Raw genomic sequence first — 17,534 nt, forward strand, 5'->3', positions numbered from 1 at the left:
AAGATAAGCCATTTGACCTTACATTGCATAATCTTTAAAGAGGAACTTGATAAGGAAAGAAGGGATTTTATGAGTGATTATGTAGAAATGCTTGCCTATTTTGGCGTATCTAGTGCCCATCCTGGTGGAATAGAGCTAACAAAAACGATGCTTGAACAGATAAAATTGACGCCAGAGGCACGTATACTGGATGCGGGATGCGGAACTGGTCAAACGGCGGCATATTTAGGCAATATTGGTTATCAGGTGGAGGCGATTGATACACACCCTTTAATGATTGAAAAGGCCAATCTGCGATTTGAACGAGAAGAACTGCCGATCCGCGCATTGCAAGCATCGATCGAACATCTGCCATTTCCAGATGAAGTGTTCAATCTTCTAATCAGTGAATCTGTTTTAAGCTTTACTAACCTTCCAGCGGCACTTGCTGAGATCAAACGCGTTCTTGCTCCTGGAAGTCAAATGATTGCAAATGAAGCAGTATTAAAAGCACCTCTTACGCCGAAGGAGCTTGCGACCGTTCGAGATTTTTACGGGTTTCACGCACTCTTTTCAGTTGAAGATTGGCAGGAGCAGCTAAAAGCAGCAGGATTTCGAGACGTTCGCATTCTCTCATTTGATGAACACATGGTACAAGAAGAGCCGACAGAAATGGAATTATCTGAGTATATCCCGCCTTCTCTTTACGAAACGATGCAAACACACTACGATTTGATTCAGGCGCACCGAAAACATCTAAGCCACGTTCTATTTGAATGTACCGTATAAAATGAGCGAATCTCCTATATGTTTTGTCCAAACTCTATGAGGTCTCTCGCATAGGATAAGAGTGAAAAGAGTTTGTCATAAGGAGGAACAATATGGAGCGCTATCAAAAGCTTTGTCAGCAGCATATGGGGAAAGTCGCTAGAATCACAGATCGTAATGGCAGAGTACATGTTGGACGCATTGAGCGGGTAACAAACCGTAAAGTGTATATTCGTCCAGTCGGCGGTTCTCGCGGCGGCTTTGGCTTTGGTTATTACGGAGGGTATTACGGCTGGGGTGCCGCTTATGGCATCGGGCTTGGGTTCATTACAGGATTCGCATTAGCAGGATTGTTCTTTTTTTAAAAGAAGAATAAAGAAGGCCCCCCGAATAGCTGGGAGGCCTTTTTATTTGATTAAATTTTCTTCACTTTGTTCATGTACTCTTCAAATGTTAAATCGTGATCATGCATCGCTTTTGCGGCTTCTTTTCCAACATAGCGCAGATGCCACGGCTCATATTCATATTTTGTAATATCTTCTTTTCCTTTTGGATAACGAATGATAAAACCATATTTATAGGCGTTTTTAGCCACCCATTTGCCATCAGGTGTTTCACCAAACTTTTCAGAGATGTCAAAGCCGGCACTTTTTGAGGAAATGTCCATCGCAAGGCCTGTTTGATGTTCACTTTCGCCTGGTAATGCTACTGCTTCTTGCGCCTTTTCTTTTCCTTTTAACTTGACTTCACTATCAAAAATGACCTTTTGACGGTCATAGGAGCGATAGCCAGATACGGCAGCCAGCTCGAAGTTTTTCTTTTTCGCATCTTTGAATAAGGTCTCAAGTGCTTCTGCTGCTTCTTTACGAATATATCGTTTTTCAATATCCTCTGAAAAAGAGAATTCTACTTTTGGTACAACGAGATCAGAAGGTTTATAGGTTCCTGGTAATGCGTATTCTTTGTTAACAAGTGCAAGCACGTTTGCAGGATTTTGAATGGTTTTCAGCCCGCTTACCACCTTGATGTCATTGAAATATTCACTCTTTAACGTCAGCTCTTGATCAGATGAATCTGCTGTATTGTTTGAGTTTTGCTGGGTAGATGAATTTTCTGCGCTTTTTTGTTCGTTTGTTTTGTTCGATTCAGATGTACCGCTTTTTTGATCCAGCAACTGGCAGCCCGATAATGCGGCTGTCAAACCAAGAATCGATGCGATTGAGAGTATTTTATAGCTTTTCTTCATGACATACCTTCCTTTTGCTCTTCTAAAAAAATAAAGATGCGCTACATCGTAGCACACCCTTTATAGTATTATAAAACGGAGTCTAGTGCAATTAAGATCATTTCGTCAAATGTCGTTTGACGCTCTTCAGCCGTTGTTTCTTCTCCTGTGAGAACATGATCACTCACTGTCAGAATAGATAACGCTTTTCGATCAAATTTTGCTGCAAGCGAATATAGAGCGGTTGTCTCCATTTCAATTGCTAGAATCCCGTATTGAGCCATGAGCTCAAGTGGTTTTTCATTATAAAACTGGTCTGCTGTAAATACATTGCCGACACGTACAGCGACATTTTTTGCTTCCGCTGTGTCATAGGCTTTCTTAAGCAGTCCAAAATCAGCGCAAGGTGCGTAATCAATCGGTCCAAACGCCACACGATTCATTTGTGAATCTGTTGAAGAGGTTTGAGCTAAAATGACATCACGTACGTTGACATCCCTTTTGATCGCCCCGCAAGATCCGACGCGGATTAAGTTTTGAACATCATAGCTTTGAATGAGTTCATTCACATAAATCGAAATAGAAGGTACGCCCATTCCAGTTCCTTGTACAGAAACACGCTTTCCTTTGTACGTTCCAGTATAACCATACATGCCGCGCACTTCGTTATAACATTCAACATCTTCTAAATATGTATCTGCAATATATTTCGCACGAAGCGGATCGCCTGGCAGCAACACCGTTTCTGCAATTTGTCCTTTTTCTGCTCCAATATGTACACTCATTTTTTAGCCTCCACTTACGTTTACTATGTGATTTGTCCTATTCAGTATAAACGATTGAGCCCAAAAAAGAAAATACCAGCTGAAGCTCAAGCTGGCATCGTCAATCATCTATTTAACTCATTGTCATCAGTCGCTCACTACGTTTCCATCCTGCCGGAAAAAGCTGATAATAGCACTTTCCTTTTTTCTTATCATCAATCACAACAATATCGCCTGTTGTCATAAACCGTGCATTGTAATCACTAGGGACTGTATCATGTACATTAAATGTCGAGAATGCTTTTTCCAGAACATCCAGGTGTGTTCTGCCGCCAATTTTTGTCCGGTACACAGGCTGATGCCCGCTTGCAGCGCCATATTCAGGTGTCTGATAAATGGTTAAGTGAAATGCTGAAGGTTTCTTTTGAAAAAATCTCAACGTCAATTGCATTCAAATCCCTCCCCTTTTATATAAAATTGGCTGGGATCTGTCAATTTCCTTCTTCTATTTTTGTCGAATGACAGACAATTTTTCGTCAATCTTTTTACAAATAAGGAATAAAGCAAGTCCTATCGCAAAACCACCTGCCACATCTGTCAAAAAATGAACGCCGATATACATTCTGCTGACCCCAATGATAAGAACACAGATCCCTGTGATCAAATAGACGATTTTTTGCCTTTCTTTCAGCCATGGAATCATTTCAACGAGTAGGTAAGCTATAAACGGATAGATGGTGGCTGCATTCATTGAATGTCCGCTCGGAAAGCTGTAATACGTTTCATTGACAAGATGATCAAAGGCTGGACGCTCTCTAGCAAACAGCCCTTTTAGTTCATGATTAATGGTTTTTTCTGTGAGATATAATAGAAAAAGCATCATGATAGAGTAATAGCGCTTATATATGAATAAAGCGACACTGAAAATGAGCATGATGGGCACGAGCAGTGCACTAATGCCAAAGTCCGTCAAAGCCAGCATCACTTCATTTAAAAAAGGGAGTCTGATGCTCTCAAACCATAAAATAATCTGGTTGTCCAATACTTGACCTACACCAGATACCATAAGCGCAGCAATGGCACCAAATAAAATTAAAAGAACTAGGATATACACGCGAAAGATTCCCCTCCCTCTTTTCAGAATCTCTTCAAAGTATAATGCCTACCACGCCTCTTCTTCAACTATCATTGTTTTTTTCAGCATATATTCAAACGTAATGTCAGCCAGTTCAAACGTTTCCAGCTCTGCAGGTATGTACCCTCTTTTGATCAGCTCCATGTAGAAGAATTCCGCAATTTCCTCTGTATCAATCACCAAATCTGCTTCTTTCATTCCATTCCGCCTCCTTTTTTATGATGTATGAACGTCGCCTGTTTTTTATTACAGTTTGTCATAATGGCTCATTCCATACATATAAATGCAGTAAACAAAAAGAAAAGGGGTTTGAGGCAATGAAATGGTTCAACATATTAGATGGAGAAATGTTTGATCAGGTGATGGGCCGTATCTTGAGGGGATGGTTTTATGTGATTGTTTTATTCTGTGTGCCTTATTTTTTATTCGTGTTAGGACAAGTCTTTCTCTAACCAAAATGCTCGTGTAAACTTTCCAATATAAAATCCATCATATCTTTGTATTCTGGATCTTCGAAAAATTCGTAGAGAATTTTATAGTCATTATAAATATCAAGAAGCTCATCCACTATAGATACAGCGAGGAATTCTAGTGATGCTTCGCTTTCTTGTTTCTCTTCTAATTGTAATAGAGCTGTTTGCACCATATCTTCTTCCATTTCTTTTGAAGTTTCACCCACGTAATGCACAAAAAGAAGCTGATGAACGAACTGGTCCATCTCATATTTCCTCAAAACAAGCGTTAAGTCTTCCTCTTCTGTTTCCAGCCACTCTCCGTCCTTTAGCCTCGTGAGTTCGTAAATGACATCTTCCCAGCCATCATCAAGGTATCGCCATATTTCAGTCCGATGGCCAATAATTTTAAATAGCTCTTTTCCGTAATCTTTTACATATACAACATCGCCAATGAGGAACTCATATTCAATGTCCAGCTTTTCTGTATCCACAATCACCCCGTTGTACTCTTCGTAAAGCTGAAGTGATGTTTCAAAATAAAGCACCTCATTATGATTGACCTCATACAAATAGTGCTGGTCAATTTGATGGACTTTTGTAATCGTTCCGACTGTGCCGTACATGACAACGACGACAATATCCCCTACTTGATATTTTGGTGCTTTCGCCTTCATTCTGTCTCCCCCTTGCCCGACTTTTGGTCTTAACGTATCGTATGCCGGCGCAAGGAATTCTGCATGGGCAACCACACCATGCAAAACGCCATTTTATTTCTCATCAAAAAACCGCTTCTCCCATCTGGAAAAAGCGGTTGTGTGTTATTTTTTTTTGACTTCTACATCATATTGCTCATACGCTTCGTCAAATGTTGTCATTGAGCTTAAATAATCGCCATTTAATTCCAAATAGGCAGACAGCTCATGATAATCAGTGGACGCTTTCGGGAAGCTGTGATCCTCATAAGCAGCATTTGCAAAATGGCTGATTTCATCTTTCGGTTTTGGATGTCTGTACTTCATTAAATAATGGTAAAACGACTTCACCTATTTTCCCTCCGCGACACTCTATTTTGTTGTTATATTATACAGCAATTTGATGACTTGTATAGGCGGAGGTACAACTTATGATGAAAAGTCAAAGTAATTTCGCTTTAATAACCGCTCCATGCTCATTAATTCTTCATATGAAATTTTTTCTGGAAGTTTTGTCTGATCCACTAAAATTAATTGATCTTCTATTTCTTTGACCGTCTCATCCTTTTGATATGTCATACCGCAATGCGTGCAGGAAATGGACGGTGTTTCGATGATTTCAATGGATTGTGTGCCAGTGATCAGTTCCCAATAGACTGTTGTCTGCTCTGCGTTTGCTTTATTTTCCTCACACCAATCACATGTCAGCAAGGCTATTTCTCCTCCTTTACAGTTTGATCTTTTTTAAGCTGCGCTTGATATTTTTTCTCTTTTAATTCATCTCGTTTTTCACGTTTGTTTTTGAGTGTGTCATGCTCAGGATTTGTTTCATATGCTTCTCTTCGTTTCATCCGGCTTAAATTCTCTGGCGCAAACGATTTCGCTTCATCCTGAAATAGTGCAGTAATACCAATTGCCGGATCTTGTTTCTCTTCATAAATTTCATTAAAATACGCATCTGCCTGGCCTGCAACGTAATGCTCTGGTTCAGGGTAAGAGGTGATGACACCTTCAAAGTTACGAAGCACGACTTTGTCAGGGCTTTGCGATAATAAATAATTTGGCTGCAAGGCGATCTTTCCCCCGCCTCCTGGTGCATCCACAACGAAGCTTGGCACGGCGTAGCCGCTCGTATGTCCTCTTAAGCCTTCGATGATTTCAAGACCTTTTGATACTGGTGTTCTAAAGTGGCCAATCCCCTCAGATAAATCACACTGATAAATATAATAAGGTCTGACCCGTATCATCACGAGATCGTGCATCAGCTTTTTCATAATCGGCACACTGTCGTTAATTCCTGCAAGGATGACGGCCTGATTACCTACAGGCACACCAGCATTTACAAGACGTTCGCACGCTTCTTTCGCTTCTTTCGTAATTTCAATGCTTGTATTGAAATGAGTATTTAGCCAAACCGGATGATATTTTTTCAAAATCTCGCACAGCTCATCTGTAATGCGCTGCGGAAAGACGACCGGCGCACGCGTGCCTATGCGAATGATTTCAACGTGCGGAATGTCTCGTAAGTTTTTCAAAATGTATTCAAGCACTTGATCGTTGATTAAAAGACCATCTCCGCCGGAAATTAACACATCCCGCACCTCAGGCGTTTCCCTAATATATCCAATGGCAGCATCTAACTGCTTTTTTGGCACGCCCATACCGATCTGTCCAGAAAAACGTCTTCTCGTACAATAGCGGCAGTACATGGAGCACTGATTGGTTACAAGAAAAAGCACACGATCTGGGTACCGATGCGTTAACCCCGGAACAGGTGAGTCTTCATCTTCGTGCAAAGGATCTTCCAGATCATATTTTGTTTTATGAAGCTCTTCAGCAATTGGCACAGATTGCATACGTACTGGACATCTTGGATCGTCTGGATTCATCAATGAGGCATAGTAGGGTGTAATGTTGAGTGGAATGGTTTTGGTGGAGATCTTCACCCCTTCTCTTTCCTCTTCTGTTAAGTTTACGATTTTCTCTAAATCTTCAAGCGTTTTCACGGTATGCGTCAGCTGCCAAATCCAGTCGTTCCATTTTTCCTCAGGTACATCTTTCCAAAGCTCAATGTCCTTCCAATGACGCGCCGGTTCATATAGTTTCTGATTCATATCCATTCCCCCTATCAGCATTCACCTTATACTATGCAAGTTATGTGCCAACATGGGAAAATGCCCCTTTTCTTTATAAAAGGAGCTTTACCCGTGATATTGTATGAATGGTGGTGCCTATATTTCGGCATCTGCATATTTCTTCAGTTTATATTGCAGCGTTTGTCGAGGGATTTTTAAAGCTGCGGCAGTTTTTTTAATATTGCCTTGATGCTTGTTTAAAGCTTCCTGAATAAGTGTTTGTTCAAATGAAGAGACCTGACTTTTTAAGGAGGCATCGGGTGTTTCATCCTCAAGCTTCTGCGTACGTAAATGAGCTGGAAGATATGAAGGTGTAATGTCTTCCGCTTCCTTTGGCATCATCAATACGGCATGCTCAATGGTATGTTTTAATTCTCGAACGTTCCCCGGCCAGTGGTGAGCCATAAACAATTGCTTTGTTTCTTCAGAAAGGCGTTTGACGTTTTTTGAAAACTGCTGATGATAGGTTTGAATGAAATGGCGGGAAAGCAGCGGAATGTCTTGCTTCCTCTCACGAAGCGGCGGGATATGAAAAGATGACACATGCAGTCTATAAAATAAGTCTTCTCTTAGAATTTGCTTTTTCACCGCTTCAAATGGGTCCATATTGAGTGCAGTAATGAGTCTTACATCTACTTGAATCGCTTTTGCATCCCCAATGCGGCGCACCACGCCATCCTCTAACACACGCAATAATTTCGTCTGCAGCGTGAGCGGCATCGCTTGCAGTTCATCAAGAAAAAGCGTGCCTCCATCAGCTAATTCAAAGAGCCCCTTACGATCAATTGCGCCCGTATAGCTCCCTTTGACAGATCCGAACAATAGGCTCTCAAGTAGCGACTCTGGGAGTGCTGCACAGTTTTGCGGAATGAACACTTGGTTTTTCCGGTCAGATTCATGAACGATGGCTTGAACGAGCACTTCTTTCCCTGTCCCTGTTTCCCCGTAGACAACAACTGATGACGGGTAAGCAGCAGCTTTTTTTGCCTTTTCAAGCATTTCATTTAAGAGCGGATCATTTGTTAAAAATGAAGAAAAATTGTGCATTTGTTCTGCCCCAGCCGCATCATGTATTCGTTTTTTTTGATCTAAACGATTCGAAAGGGCTGACAGCTTCGATACATCTTTTGCGACTTCGACAGCACCTATTAACTGGCTGTCTTCAATAATAGGCAATGTCGTGTTGACGGTCTCAATTCTTTCGCCGTTTTTATTCAAATAGGTTTGCAGCGAATGATAAATGGGCTTCCCTGTTCTCAAAACATGCATGAGCGTACTTGTTTTTTCTGTTAAAGAGGGATACACATCAAGGATGTACTTACCAATCACCTCTTCTTTTTGTAAACAGTCAAACTTAGCAGCATTATGATTGTAAAAGATCGTCATTCCTTGATCATCTACAACATGGATGGCTTCATCAATGGCTTCTAAAATTAATTCAAACCAATCCGCTCTTTCGACAACCTTCCCCATTCTTTCCCCCTCACTTTCAGTGCCGAAAAACCGGCATCCATTGCCGGATTTTCAGCGGCTTGATCATCTTCATCACACGTTCTCCTGTCCTTTCATGTTTCGCTTTTCCCTTGAAACTTCCTGCTTTTTTTGTCAATAGCGTCAAAAAAGCACCCCTCTTATGAGGAGTGCTTTCGCCCTGATGTTTGATAAAGAGACATATCGAATTCTTGCAACGATTCCATATACAGCGGCATGATCGGCTTTCCTTCTTGAAATAAGCTAAATTGGGAAGGGTATAAATTTATAGGCTGATGATAAAAAGCAAATCGCTTTACAACTTCAGGGTCAATCCGGCAAAAGGTGTGATGCATCAGTAAATACACTTCTTGTTTCCATTTAAAGAGCCGCCTGTTTGGCGGATGAAATACTGGAGAAACTTGAATCATTCCTCCATCTTTAAACAACTGAAGGCGTTCATTTGAAATGGTATAAATCTCCTTAGGATGAAACTGAAAATATTGCACGTCACGCTTTGAAGCAAATCGCCTTTTTTTCTGATCTTCAATATAATAGAACGTCTTCCCATGATCTGCCGTGACAACTGTATAATTGGGTACTGCCAGCATATCTTTTATCTCATATTTCATCGCACATAACGAAGGAACCCGAATGGCGCGCCTATTTTTTTCATTTACCCAGCACCTTTCAATTCTATGAAGATTCCCGCCTGCGATTTGGTAGAAATCACCTTCCTTTTCAATCACCGTTCCGTCAATGAGATCATACGGCATACTCGAAAACAAATGATGAAAGGAATGGGGCGTTTTATACGTTGTATCAAGTACATCTCTTAATGGAAAGAACGCGGCAAATTGATTCAGCCTCATCCAAAAAACAGAATCTGCATGATGCCAGTGTTTCGCCTCATCATCCCAATATTGTCCGTATTTTTCATGAATGAGCGGAAGCAAACGCCTTCTGTGCATGACCGAACAATGGTCCACTTGAAAGGACGCATGCTCCAATATTTGGTCTGCTTCACGCACAAAGCTCATCGTCTCGACTAATTGCTTATCAACATGCACGACCCGCTGCGAGGAATACACAATATCTATATGAGGCTTCGACTGAAAAACATCCACCATTTTCTGCAAACGATCTTGATGATACACGGTATCATCAGTTAAATAACAAATGAGCTCACCTGTTATACGAGCTAGCGCTTCATTAATGAGCGTCGCATATCGTACGGTTAACAGCCGTTTTGCAGGATGAACCGTGCGTGAATATAGATGAATGCGCTCATCTTCTAAATAGGTCTGGATCTTTTCGATGGTGTCTTGTTCTGAGCCATCATCCATAATGAGAAGCTCCCAATTTGAATACGTTTGTTCCATCATACTCTTTAGCACACGATCAATGAAATCAGGTTTATTGTAGCTTGTTAAAATCACCGATACTTTCATGATCATTATCCTTTTTAATTAGATTAAAAAGCCCCCCAGCTGACGATGTTCACGTAAGGAACATTCACTCTTAGCTGATTTGTCGCGTTTTTAAAGACCGCTACTGAATCAAAGAGTTGCACAACAACTACGTTTTGAAGGACATCTCCATTGACTAAATGAACGCGTGGCACTGGAATGCCAAGTTCAAGCCAAGGACGAAGTAATTCTTTAATATCTGACACACTCTCTTCCTCACTTTCTTCTAATAGACGAAGAAGTAGTAAAATCAAGATGACTTCAATTACTCCTTCTGCTTCTAATAATTCTTCGTTCCAACCATTTAATAATTGATCAAATTCCATTCATAATCCCTCTCTCTTCACATTTAATCTTTACTAGAGTATGAGATTCACTTCATTTAGCCTCAGCATTTGAAAACATTTTTAAAAATGTGTGAAGTGATTAAATGATAAAAAGAACAAGGAATCAGCGTTCTGCTTATACCAAAAAAAATGAACGACATATACATAGGGGTGAGTTTGAATTGATGAAGAAAGGATGGGAAAAAAATGAGCGACAAGCGTGCCGAATTAAAAAAAGAACTATTTAAAGTGTTTTTCAAACCACTTACTCGTGCATTAACAGTTAATCTTGATGAAGGAGGAGTTCAAATGGAAGAAAAATTGAATGATTTATTAAGTGAAGTGGCAGCTGAGGCATCACCTTCAGATTCTGCTACAACACTCGATGTATCTCAGCCAGCAAGATGGATTTTTGCAAGACTTTCACCAGGAACTGTCATTAGCATTGTCACTGACTCAGGAGACTTAATCGGGCCAGTTCAATTCGTATCATTCGATGCGTCAACTGGTGTTGTCTTTGTTACACAAGAAAGCTCAGTCACTCCAACAGGCTCTGCAACGACTTTATTAGATGTAGATAAAGTTGAAAGTGTTACGTTCACGTCTTAATGTGAGAGGGTCATCATGAAGCTTCTTTATATCAGCTCTGGCTACGGCGGAATCTATCACATGTTTGATCAATGGGTAGAAGAGAGCTTCATTGATTCCCCCTTTTCCTGTGTAAAGGTTGACCGAGAATCTCTACCCGCTCACATGCACAAAATCCGGACATTTTCTCCGGATTTTGTTTTGATGATGATCGGTGATCATGTTCCGAGCGAAGTGCTTCATCAATTCAAACAAGAAAAGATCCCGATCGTTTTGTGGATGACAGAAGATCCCTTTTATACAGATGTGTCAGCTGCTTGTGCACGTGATGCGCGGCTCATATTAACGATTGATGAAGGAGCTTTGCCATTTTACAAACAATTGGGGATAGGTCACGCCTACTACTTTCCCATTCCGGCAAATACACGTATTTTTCAAAAAAACGAATCGTCTGAAAAGATGTGCGTTTACGACATTGCACTCATTGGCTACCCTTACCCCAATCGCACGAAAGCCATTGATACACTCTTACAACAGAAAAAATGGCGAATTCTCGTAGCAGGTAAGGAATGGCATCGTCATTTAAATAAGATTCGAAGACATGATCGAGATCTCACATTAGTGACTAATTGGCTGAGTCCTCAGCAAATGGCGGACACCTATCAACAATCAGCCATTGTTCTTAATCCGCACAGACCGGCACATTTTTCCTATAACAAAAACAAAGCCATGATTCAAAATGTAAGCCTGAACAACAGAGCGTTTGATATCGCTGCAGCGGGAAGCTTTCAATTGACGGATCTACAACCGCCACAAGCCTTTTCAAGCTTCGCTTTTTATAAAGATGAGGACGATTTGCTTGAACAGGTTGAATATTATGGATCAAATGCCGAGAAAAGAAAAGCAATCGCACGAAACAATTATGAACAAGTCGTTTCTTGGAATACATTTGAGTCATTTCCACACAGACTTTATGAGATCGTAAAAAGCGCCCTATGACTGGGCGCTTTTCTCGTTGAAATTCATCTTATGCCTGACCCTCCGCATCTCTGCGAGCCAATAAAACTTTCTCCGCTTTCACAAGGTCTTCTTCCTGTTTCACCACGAGTGATTTTTGGGGATCCATGATATATGCTCCAACAGATCCTTCTAAAAAGGAATGAATGCATTCTTTTGCATATGGAACATGAAAAGCATACACCGCTCCATTTAAACGACCATACGTATATGGTGACTCATGCTTTGGCATGAAAAAGTAATGATTGTCCTTATATAAAGTAGCTTCATTATTCTCATGCAGTGTCCATGTTTCATTTGGGTTTTCTAGCGCCTCTGTAAAAGTTGCCATGCAGTCATAATTTCCTTCTACTAAAAGCTTCAAGCACTTCTCAATATCTTCCGGCTGTCTCAAAGGAGACGATGGATGCAAATATAGAACAATATCAAACGTCTTCCCCTCACGCTCTAAATAAGCAAGCGCATGCTTCACTGCTATGAGTGACGGTGTTTGTTCTGTTACATGACTGTCTGGTAGTTCAATCACACGGGCTCCGTAGTGAGAAGAAATGATTTGCGTATTGACATCCTCTGTAGAGACGATGATTTCGTCTAACTCAATCATTTGCAGTAACGGCTGAATGGTCCAATAGATGAGCGGGCGCTCCGCCAAGATGCGAATATGTTCATCATGCTGATCACGCCTGCTTCTAAAAGCTGGTATCAAGGCTAAAATACGATTTCCCCTATACATGTATTCCCTTCTCCCCTCGCGCACAGCTCACTTCATTTTCTCCTGAGCTGATCGCCGTACTGAAGTGTTCAGGTCTCTCGTTTTTCTACTTATTCTCTTATCTCTCCATATTCTATTAAGACGTCAAGCAGATGGTTATAATGTGTTCACCTAATTTATATAGAAAGTGGTTCTTTTCCTCAAACAGATACCGCTCTTTCACATATGATGCAAAGTAGAGAAATGAGAGTTGGGGGATTAGATATGTCCAAAAAGATAGAAAAGAGTTTAAAGGCTTTTTTTCGTGACAAAACGATATTGGTCACAGGCGGTACAGGTTCAATCGGCCGTCAAATTGTGAAAAAATTAACATCATGCTTTCCAAAGAAGATTATCGTCTTCAGCAAAGATGATAGCAAACAATACATGATGAAAAATGAGTATGCAGATCATCCAGAAGTTGTCTTCGCTTTAGGGGATGTACGAGATGCAAGCCGCGTGAGACAGCTCGTCAAAGGCGTTGATATCATCTTTCATGCAGCCGCCTTAAAACAAGTTCCTACTTGTGAAGACAATCCGTTTGAAGCCGTACAAACAAATATTATCGGCGGGCAGCACGTCATTGAGGCTGCGATCGAACATGAAGTCAGTCATGTTGTCAACATTTCCACTGATAAAGCAGTTTCTCCGACAAATGCCATGGGGGCAACAAAATTAATTTCAGAAAAACTATTCTTCCAAGCAAACGAAAGTATTCCGAACCAAAAAACAATGTTTTGCTCTGTCCGTTTTGGCAATGTGCTTGGATCAAGAGGTTCCGTCATTCCCATCATGCTCCAGCAGTTGTTAAATGAAAAACCTTTGACCGTCACTGATCCTCATATGACACGTTTTTTTATGTCCATCGAAGAGGCTGTCTCCCTCACACTTCAAGCAGCTATCATGATGAAAGGCGGCGAAACGTTTATTCTCAAGATGGAGTCGTTACAGCTTGCTGATCTCTTAAAAGCGTTTCAAGAATATGCTGCTCAAATCAATGTCGCAGCTCCGGAGATTCTCGTTGTCGGGAAAAGACCTGGAGAAAAGCTTCACGAAGAGCTTACATTTCCGCATGAAGCAGATGCACTATTTGAGCATGAACAATTTTATGCCATTTTACCAAGACCAAAACGGCATCCTGCCTTTCAAAAAGTCGACTTAACCAATTACACATCCAATGAAGCACCTCTCATTACAAAAGAAAAGCTGTTCCACATCATTGAACAATTACATCACACGCATCATAAAAAATAAAAAATCGTCACACGGAAGCAGATGCTTTCCATGTGACGATTTTTCAATAGATCAATCAAATAGATGTTTCAAATCCCCATAGCCTTCTTTTTCAAGATCATCTTTTGGGATAAACTTCAAAGCAGCTGAGTTAATACAATACCGAAGACCATTTGGTCCTAGTCCATCTGGAAAGACATGGCCTAGATGAGAATCAGCTGTCTTGCTGCGCACCTCTGTCCGCACCATCCCATGGCTCTTATCCACCTTCTCCGCTACTTCCTCATCTTCAAGCGGCTTTGTGAAACTCGGCCAGCCGCAATGGGCATCAAACTTATCTAAAGAAGAAAAAAGCGGCTTGCCTGAAATGATATCGACATAAATGCCTTCTTCTTTATGATCCCAAAATTCATTTTGAAATGGCGGTTCCGTGCCATTATTTTGTGTGACTTCGTACTGCATTCGGTTTAATTCTTTTAGTCGTTTTTCTTTATCGTTTGTCATGATTTATCACTCCAATGGGACTCAATAAAACCCGCTCTGCCAGAACCGACATGATATCGTTCATAGTGCATTTTGTTCTTTTTATAATAGTGCTGATGATACTCCTCTGCGGGATAAAAAGGAGCAGCATCTAAAATTTCTGTTACGATTGGCTTTTGGAAGATGCCGCTTTCGTTCAGCTTCTCTTTCGATGCCTCTGCAAGCTTTCTTTGCTCGTCATGATGAACATAAATACCTGTGCGGTAGGACTCTCCTCTATCACCAAATTGCCCGCCATCATCTGTTGGGTCTATTTGCTGCCAATACAGTTCTAATAGCTTTTCATACGGGAAAACGTCTGGATCAAACGTGATTTGAACCGCTTCTCTATGTCCGGTTGCATTTGTACATACTTCTTCATAGGTCGGATTCACTGTATGTCCGCCAGTATACCCTGATTCAACTTTGATAATGCCCGGCTGTTCATCAAAAGGTTTAACCATACACCAGAAACAGCCTCCTGCAAATGTGGCTAATTCTTGTTTTTCAGACATATTAGTGCCCCCTTCATTTAAAAAATGGTATCATCATATTATAACATGATGAAAAATAATGAAAATGATACGACTTGTATACCTAAATGATCAAAAAGCATTTTGTCGTATTTTAAAATATAATGGGGGTTTAATGATTGGAACAAAGAAAAAAAATGATGTATGAAATGGATACCTTACTGAGAACCGTATTTAAGCAGATCCGTTATGAGATTAACAGCCTGCTCGAAAACGAATTATCTCGGAATGAATTTCTTATTTTAAATCTGCTTCGTGAACAAGGTGCAAAAAAAGTAACGGAATTTGCGTCCATTCTAGGGGTGTCAGCAAGCCATATCACAGCTGTGACTGACACACTTGTAGAAAAGGGCTGGATCACCCGTATCCGTTCTAAAGAGGATCGCCGCATCATCAAAATCCACTTAACCGATAAGGGTAAGGAAATTACTGAGCATTTTGAGAAAAAGAAAACAGAATACTTCATGGAGCGATTTGAGTCATTCGACGACGAAGAACTAAAAACAATGATCAAATTATTTAAAAAGCTGGATAAAAGTCAAAAGGATTAAGCATAGAATTTAGCGCTCTGGACATGCTACGGATAAAAAGAGGTGGAATGAATCATGACAAGCCCTTATCTTTGTCCAAACTGTAAAACGAACAGAACGCGCTTTAATCTGATTGAGCAGCTTTCAGAACCTGTGAAACTCGACCCTGCGACCGGAGCAGTTGTCGAAAGATACGAAGGAGAGCAGCTTTCTCCTTTTCACATGAGCTATCAAGGTCCACAAATAAAAGTCCAGTGCGGTGTTTGTGGACTCATTGAGGATGAAAAAACATTCATTAAGCTAGCTGAATATCATCAATATTCTTCTCCTTCTTAACATGCGGGTCTGACGGAAAACGTCAGGCTTTTTTCTATGCCTCGTTTGCCTATACAGATCACCTTTTTCATGCATACGCTACAAAAAACACCATCGCATAAGAAAGGGGGGATTGATAACATGCAGCAGCTCTTTTATCATGACTATCCATATCGCCCACTCGCTCCGGGATTCGAGCACCATCAAAGCAGCCCTTATACCAAAGCCTTTATTCGGCTTTTTCACGCTGCCCCAGATCTTAGTGAGCTCGCTGTATATGTGAACCGGAATGAGGTCCTGAAGAAAATACGTTACAGCCAGTTAACAGCTTATATGGAGTGGGATGAGGGAATGTATGAGATAGAAGTGTTCAAGCTGGCTACAAAAGAAAGAGTTCTTCATTCTCGTATGATGATTAAACGTGACGAGATTTACACCTTATGTATCACAGGTGCACATGCGGGTTTTGCGCTGCTCACAGAGCGGCAAGACCCTGTCATTCAACATGAGGATTTGTCAGCTCTTACCTTTGTCCATCTGTCTCCAGACCTTCCTTCCATTGATCTATATGAACGTGATCAAGGGATGTTAGCACAGGAGCTTCACTATGTAAACAGCACTCACATTCATCATTTCTCTCCTAATAAATATCATTTTGAATTAAAAGCCGCCGGCACTCAAAGTATACTGCTCGATATCCCAAAAGTTCATCTGCAAGCTAATCGCGCATACCTCATTCTGCTTCATGGATTTGCTAACGGAGAGCCAGAGCTTATGGCGAAGGTGGTCTTGTCTCAGCAAATATAAAAAAGAGCCTTTTCCATAGAGGAAAGGCTCTTTACGAGACATCTTCAGCTTTTTCTTGCTTTTGAAAATCAAAAGCAAGAATCATGATACCTAGAAATAATGCACAATAGGCAATATTTAAGTAAAACTGATCGATATTTTCTGCTCTTAAATCAGTGGCAGCTGTAATGCCAAAGTATGCAGCAAATAAAAACGACAGTAAACTAAAATATTGATAGACTCGCTTCATGATTTCACTCCTGACTCACTTTCTATTGCTTTGGATGATAATAGGAGAACTCAATTTCATCGTTCTCTAAATCAATTTTGTTTGCTTTCACATACATATCATTTGGCAGTGGCATTTCTGAAAGACGCACTTCAACCGTTTTTTGATCCGGTTTCACATGAACGAATTCTGGCAGTTCATAGAACTGGCCCATGTAGCTTAGAACAAAACTAATCGGAATACTCAATTGTCCAATTGAAAGGCCATCCACTTTTAAAAGTACATCACCATTATCTTCGACAGATGGTGTAAATGAGACGTTTGCATCAATCGTCGAAGAGAAAGCTTTAATGGCGCCTGTTACTTTCACATCTTGATCGATCGCCACATGAAAGTCTGGCATATCACTCGACCCTTGATTTTTCAAATAATCATTGATAAAGCTAGTGAGTGATTCCTTTGAGCTAGATATATGAAAAGAATACTCGCTTTTCAATTCTTTCGTCGAAGCGGATTGACCGCTTGGCAGTAACATCAAAATACCGCAGGCAAGTACAATCAATAGATTGATTGCAAGTAAAATAAAAAATAAGCTTTTCCACTTTTTCATAC

General features: G+C 40.7%; 26 protein-coding genes. 9 read left to right on the forward strand and 17 right to left on the reverse strand.

The genetic code is table 11. The annotated features are described in order from the left end of the window. Positions 1-69: 69 nt before the first annotated feature. Both MHI35_RS09630 and MHI35_RS09635 read left to right on the forward strand, forming a co-directional pair. Positions 70-768 (forward strand): class I SAM-dependent methyltransferase, encoded by a 699-nt coding sequence (locus MHI35_RS09630; RefSeq protein ID WP_335349489.1) that lies wholly within the window; start codon positions 70-72, stop codon positions 766-768. 92 nt (positions 769-860) lie between these two features. After that, positions 861-1,112 (forward strand): hypothetical protein, encoded by a 252-nt coding sequence (locus MHI35_RS09635; RefSeq protein ID WP_003216113.1) that lies wholly within the window; start codon positions 861-863, stop codon positions 1,110-1,112. A 50-nt stretch (positions 1,113-1,162) separates the two neighbouring features. On the opposite strand, the gene MHI35_RS09640 is transcribed toward MHI35_RS09635, so the two are convergent. From MHI35_RS09640 to MHI35_RS09660, 5 genes are all read right to left on the reverse strand, one after another. Next, the gene (locus MHI35_RS09640) at positions 1,163-1,993 is read right to left on the reverse strand and encodes a M15 family metallopeptidase (protein ID WP_012010273.1); all 831 of its coding nucleotides are present in this window, start codon (positions 1,991-1,993) and stop codon (positions 1,163-1,165) included. A gap of 68 nt (positions 1,994-2,061) precedes the next feature. Next, positions 2,062-2,757: a purine-nucleoside phosphorylase gene (gene deoD / locus MHI35_RS09645; protein WP_012010274.1), complete on the reverse strand. Its 696-nt coding sequence runs from the start codon at positions 2,755-2,757 to the stop codon at positions 2,062-2,064. A gap of 112 nt (positions 2,758-2,869) precedes the next feature. Next, positions 2,870-3,187, reverse strand: coding sequence for a YodL domain-containing protein (locus MHI35_RS09650; RefSeq protein WP_012010275.1), 318 nt, complete (start codon positions 3,185-3,187; stop codon positions 2,870-2,872). 54 nt (positions 3,188-3,241) lie between these two features. Then, complete coding sequence (locus MHI35_RS09655; protein ID WP_335349488.1) at positions 3,242-3,850, reverse strand: phosphatase PAP2 family protein; 609 nt, start codon at positions 3,848-3,850, stop codon at positions 3,242-3,244. Positions 3,851-3,898: 48 nt separating this feature from the next. Beyond that, a complete protein-coding gene (locus tag MHI35_RS09660; protein ID WP_012010277.1) occupies positions 3,899-4,069 on the reverse strand; it encodes a YozD family protein in 171 nt (56 codons plus the stop codon). Positions 4,070-4,188: 119 nt separating this feature from the next. On the opposite strand from MHI35_RS09660, the gene MHI35_RS09665 reads away from it, so the two are divergent. Continuing rightward, a complete protein-coding gene (locus MHI35_RS09665; RefSeq protein WP_274607793.1) occupies positions 4,189-4,323 on the forward strand; it encodes a hypothetical protein in 135 nt (44 codons plus the stop codon). Here MHI35_RS09665 and MHI35_RS09670 read toward each other — a convergent pair. From MHI35_RS09670 to cgeC, 7 genes are all read right to left on the reverse strand, one after another. After that, positions 4,320-5,000 (reverse strand): hypothetical protein, encoded by a 681-nt coding sequence (locus MHI35_RS09670; RefSeq protein ID WP_335349487.1) that lies wholly within the window; start codon positions 4,998-5,000, stop codon positions 4,320-4,322. The genes MHI35_RS09665 and MHI35_RS09670 overlap by 4 nt on opposite strands. A gap of 144 nt (positions 5,001-5,144) precedes the next feature. Further along, entirely contained in the window at positions 5,145-5,369 is a 225-nt protein-coding gene (locus tag MHI35_RS09675) for a YozE family protein (protein ID WP_335349486.1), read from the reverse strand. Positions 5,370-5,447: 78 nt separating this feature from the next. Beyond that, a complete protein-coding gene (locus MHI35_RS09680; RefSeq protein ID WP_012010281.1) occupies positions 5,448-5,729 on the reverse strand; it encodes a YokU family protein in 282 nt (93 codons plus the stop codon). 2 nt (positions 5,730-5,731) lie between these two features. Then, positions 5,732-7,132, reverse strand: coding sequence for a lysine 2,3-aminomutase (ablA, locus tag MHI35_RS09685; RefSeq protein ID WP_335349485.1), 1,401 nt, complete (start codon positions 7,130-7,132; stop codon positions 5,732-5,734). A gap of 117 nt (positions 7,133-7,249) precedes the next feature. Next, positions 7,250-8,626, reverse strand: a complete 1,377-nt coding sequence (locus MHI35_RS09690; protein WP_211064307.1) for a sigma-54 interaction domain-containing protein — start codon at positions 8,624-8,626, stop codon at positions 7,250-7,252. Positions 8,627-8,784: 158 nt separating this feature from the next. Further along, a complete protein-coding gene (locus MHI35_RS09695; protein ID WP_211064306.1) occupies positions 8,785-10,080 on the reverse strand; it encodes a glycosyltransferase family A protein in 1,296 nt (431 codons plus the stop codon). A gap of 17 nt (positions 10,081-10,097) precedes the next feature. Continuing rightward, positions 10,098-10,418 carry a spore maturation protein CgeC gene (gene cgeC, locus MHI35_RS09700; RefSeq protein WP_211064305.1) on the reverse strand — a complete coding sequence of 107 codons (321 nt, stop codon included), beginning with the start codon at positions 10,416-10,418 and terminating at the stop codon, positions 10,098-10,100. Between the two features lie 207 nt (positions 10,419-10,625). On the opposite strand from cgeC, the gene MHI35_RS09705 reads away from it, so the two are divergent. Further along, complete coding sequence (locus tag MHI35_RS09705; protein ID WP_211064304.1) at positions 10,626-11,027, forward strand: hypothetical protein; 402 nt, start codon at positions 10,626-10,628, stop codon at positions 11,025-11,027. A gap of 15 nt (positions 11,028-11,042) precedes the next feature. Beyond that, on the forward strand, positions 11,043-12,005 hold the full coding sequence (locus MHI35_RS09710) for a CgeB family protein (protein WP_211064303.1): 963 nt from the start codon (positions 11,043-11,045) through the stop codon (positions 12,003-12,005). Positions 12,006-12,033: 28 nt separating this feature from the next. Here the strand turns inward: MHI35_RS09710 and MHI35_RS09715 are convergent, their stop codons facing one another. Continuing rightward, positions 12,034-12,756 carry an acylneuraminate cytidylyltransferase family protein gene (locus tag MHI35_RS09715; RefSeq protein ID WP_211064302.1) on the reverse strand — a complete coding sequence of 241 codons (723 nt, stop codon included), beginning with the start codon at positions 12,754-12,756 and terminating at the stop codon, positions 12,034-12,036. A gap of 243 nt (positions 12,757-12,999) precedes the next feature. On the opposite strand from MHI35_RS09715, the gene MHI35_RS09720 reads away from it, so the two are divergent. Further along, a complete protein-coding gene (locus tag MHI35_RS09720) occupies positions 13,000-14,028 on the forward strand; it encodes an SDR family NAD(P)-dependent oxidoreductase (protein WP_144522934.1) in 1,029 nt (342 codons plus the stop codon). 51 nt (positions 14,029-14,079) lie between these two features. On the opposite strand, the gene msrB is transcribed toward MHI35_RS09720, so the two are convergent. Next, positions 14,080-14,511, reverse strand: a complete 432-nt coding sequence (msrB, locus tag MHI35_RS09725) for a peptide-methionine (R)-S-oxide reductase MsrB (RefSeq protein ID WP_335349484.1) — start codon at positions 14,509-14,511, stop codon at positions 14,080-14,082. Beyond that, positions 14,508-15,044 carry a peptide-methionine (S)-S-oxide reductase MsrA gene (gene msrA, locus MHI35_RS09730; protein WP_144522933.1) on the reverse strand — a complete coding sequence of 179 codons (537 nt, stop codon included), beginning with the start codon at positions 15,042-15,044 and terminating at the stop codon, positions 14,508-14,510. Before msrA ends, msrB begins: the two co-directional genes overlap by 4 nt. 155 nt (positions 15,045-15,199) lie before the next feature. Here msrA and MHI35_RS09735 point away from each other — a divergent pair, with 155 nt between their 5' ends. The 3 genes from MHI35_RS09735 to MHI35_RS09745 all read left to right on the forward strand — a co-directional run bounded on the left by MHI35_RS09735 (position 15,200) and on the right by MHI35_RS09745 (position 16,714). Further along, on the forward strand, positions 15,200-15,613 hold the full coding sequence (locus MHI35_RS09735) for a MarR family transcriptional regulator (protein WP_370339267.1): 414 nt from the start codon (positions 15,200-15,202) through the stop codon (positions 15,611-15,613). Between the two features lie 54 nt (positions 15,614-15,667). Then, a complete protein-coding gene (locus MHI35_RS09740; protein ID WP_012010293.1) occupies positions 15,668-15,928 on the forward strand; it encodes a hypothetical protein in 261 nt (86 codons plus the stop codon). Between the two features lie 120 nt (positions 15,929-16,048). Continuing rightward, the gene (locus tag MHI35_RS09745; protein ID WP_211064301.1) at positions 16,049-16,714 is read left to right on the forward strand and encodes a DUF4397 domain-containing protein; all 666 of its coding nucleotides are present in this window, start codon (positions 16,049-16,051) and stop codon (positions 16,712-16,714) included. A gap of 31 nt (positions 16,715-16,745) precedes the next feature. Here MHI35_RS09745 and ypmT read toward each other — a convergent pair whose 3' ends face one another. Beyond that, the gene (ypmT, locus tag MHI35_RS09750) at positions 16,746-16,943 is read right to left on the reverse strand and encodes a protein YpmT (protein WP_012010295.1); all 198 of its coding nucleotides are present in this window, start codon (positions 16,941-16,943) and stop codon (positions 16,746-16,748) included. 22 nt (positions 16,944-16,965) lie between these two features. Next, positions 16,966-17,532 (reverse strand): YpmS family protein, encoded by a 567-nt coding sequence (locus MHI35_RS09755; protein WP_211064300.1) that lies wholly within the window; start codon positions 17,530-17,532, stop codon positions 16,966-16,968. Positions 17,533-17,534: the final 2 nt, after the last annotated feature.

Origin of the sequence: Bacillus sp. FSL K6-3459 (assembly GCF_038003305.1) — a bacterium.
Taxonomy (GTDB): domain Bacteria; phylum Bacillota; class Bacilli; order Bacillales; family Bacillaceae; genus Bacillus; species Bacillus pumilus_O.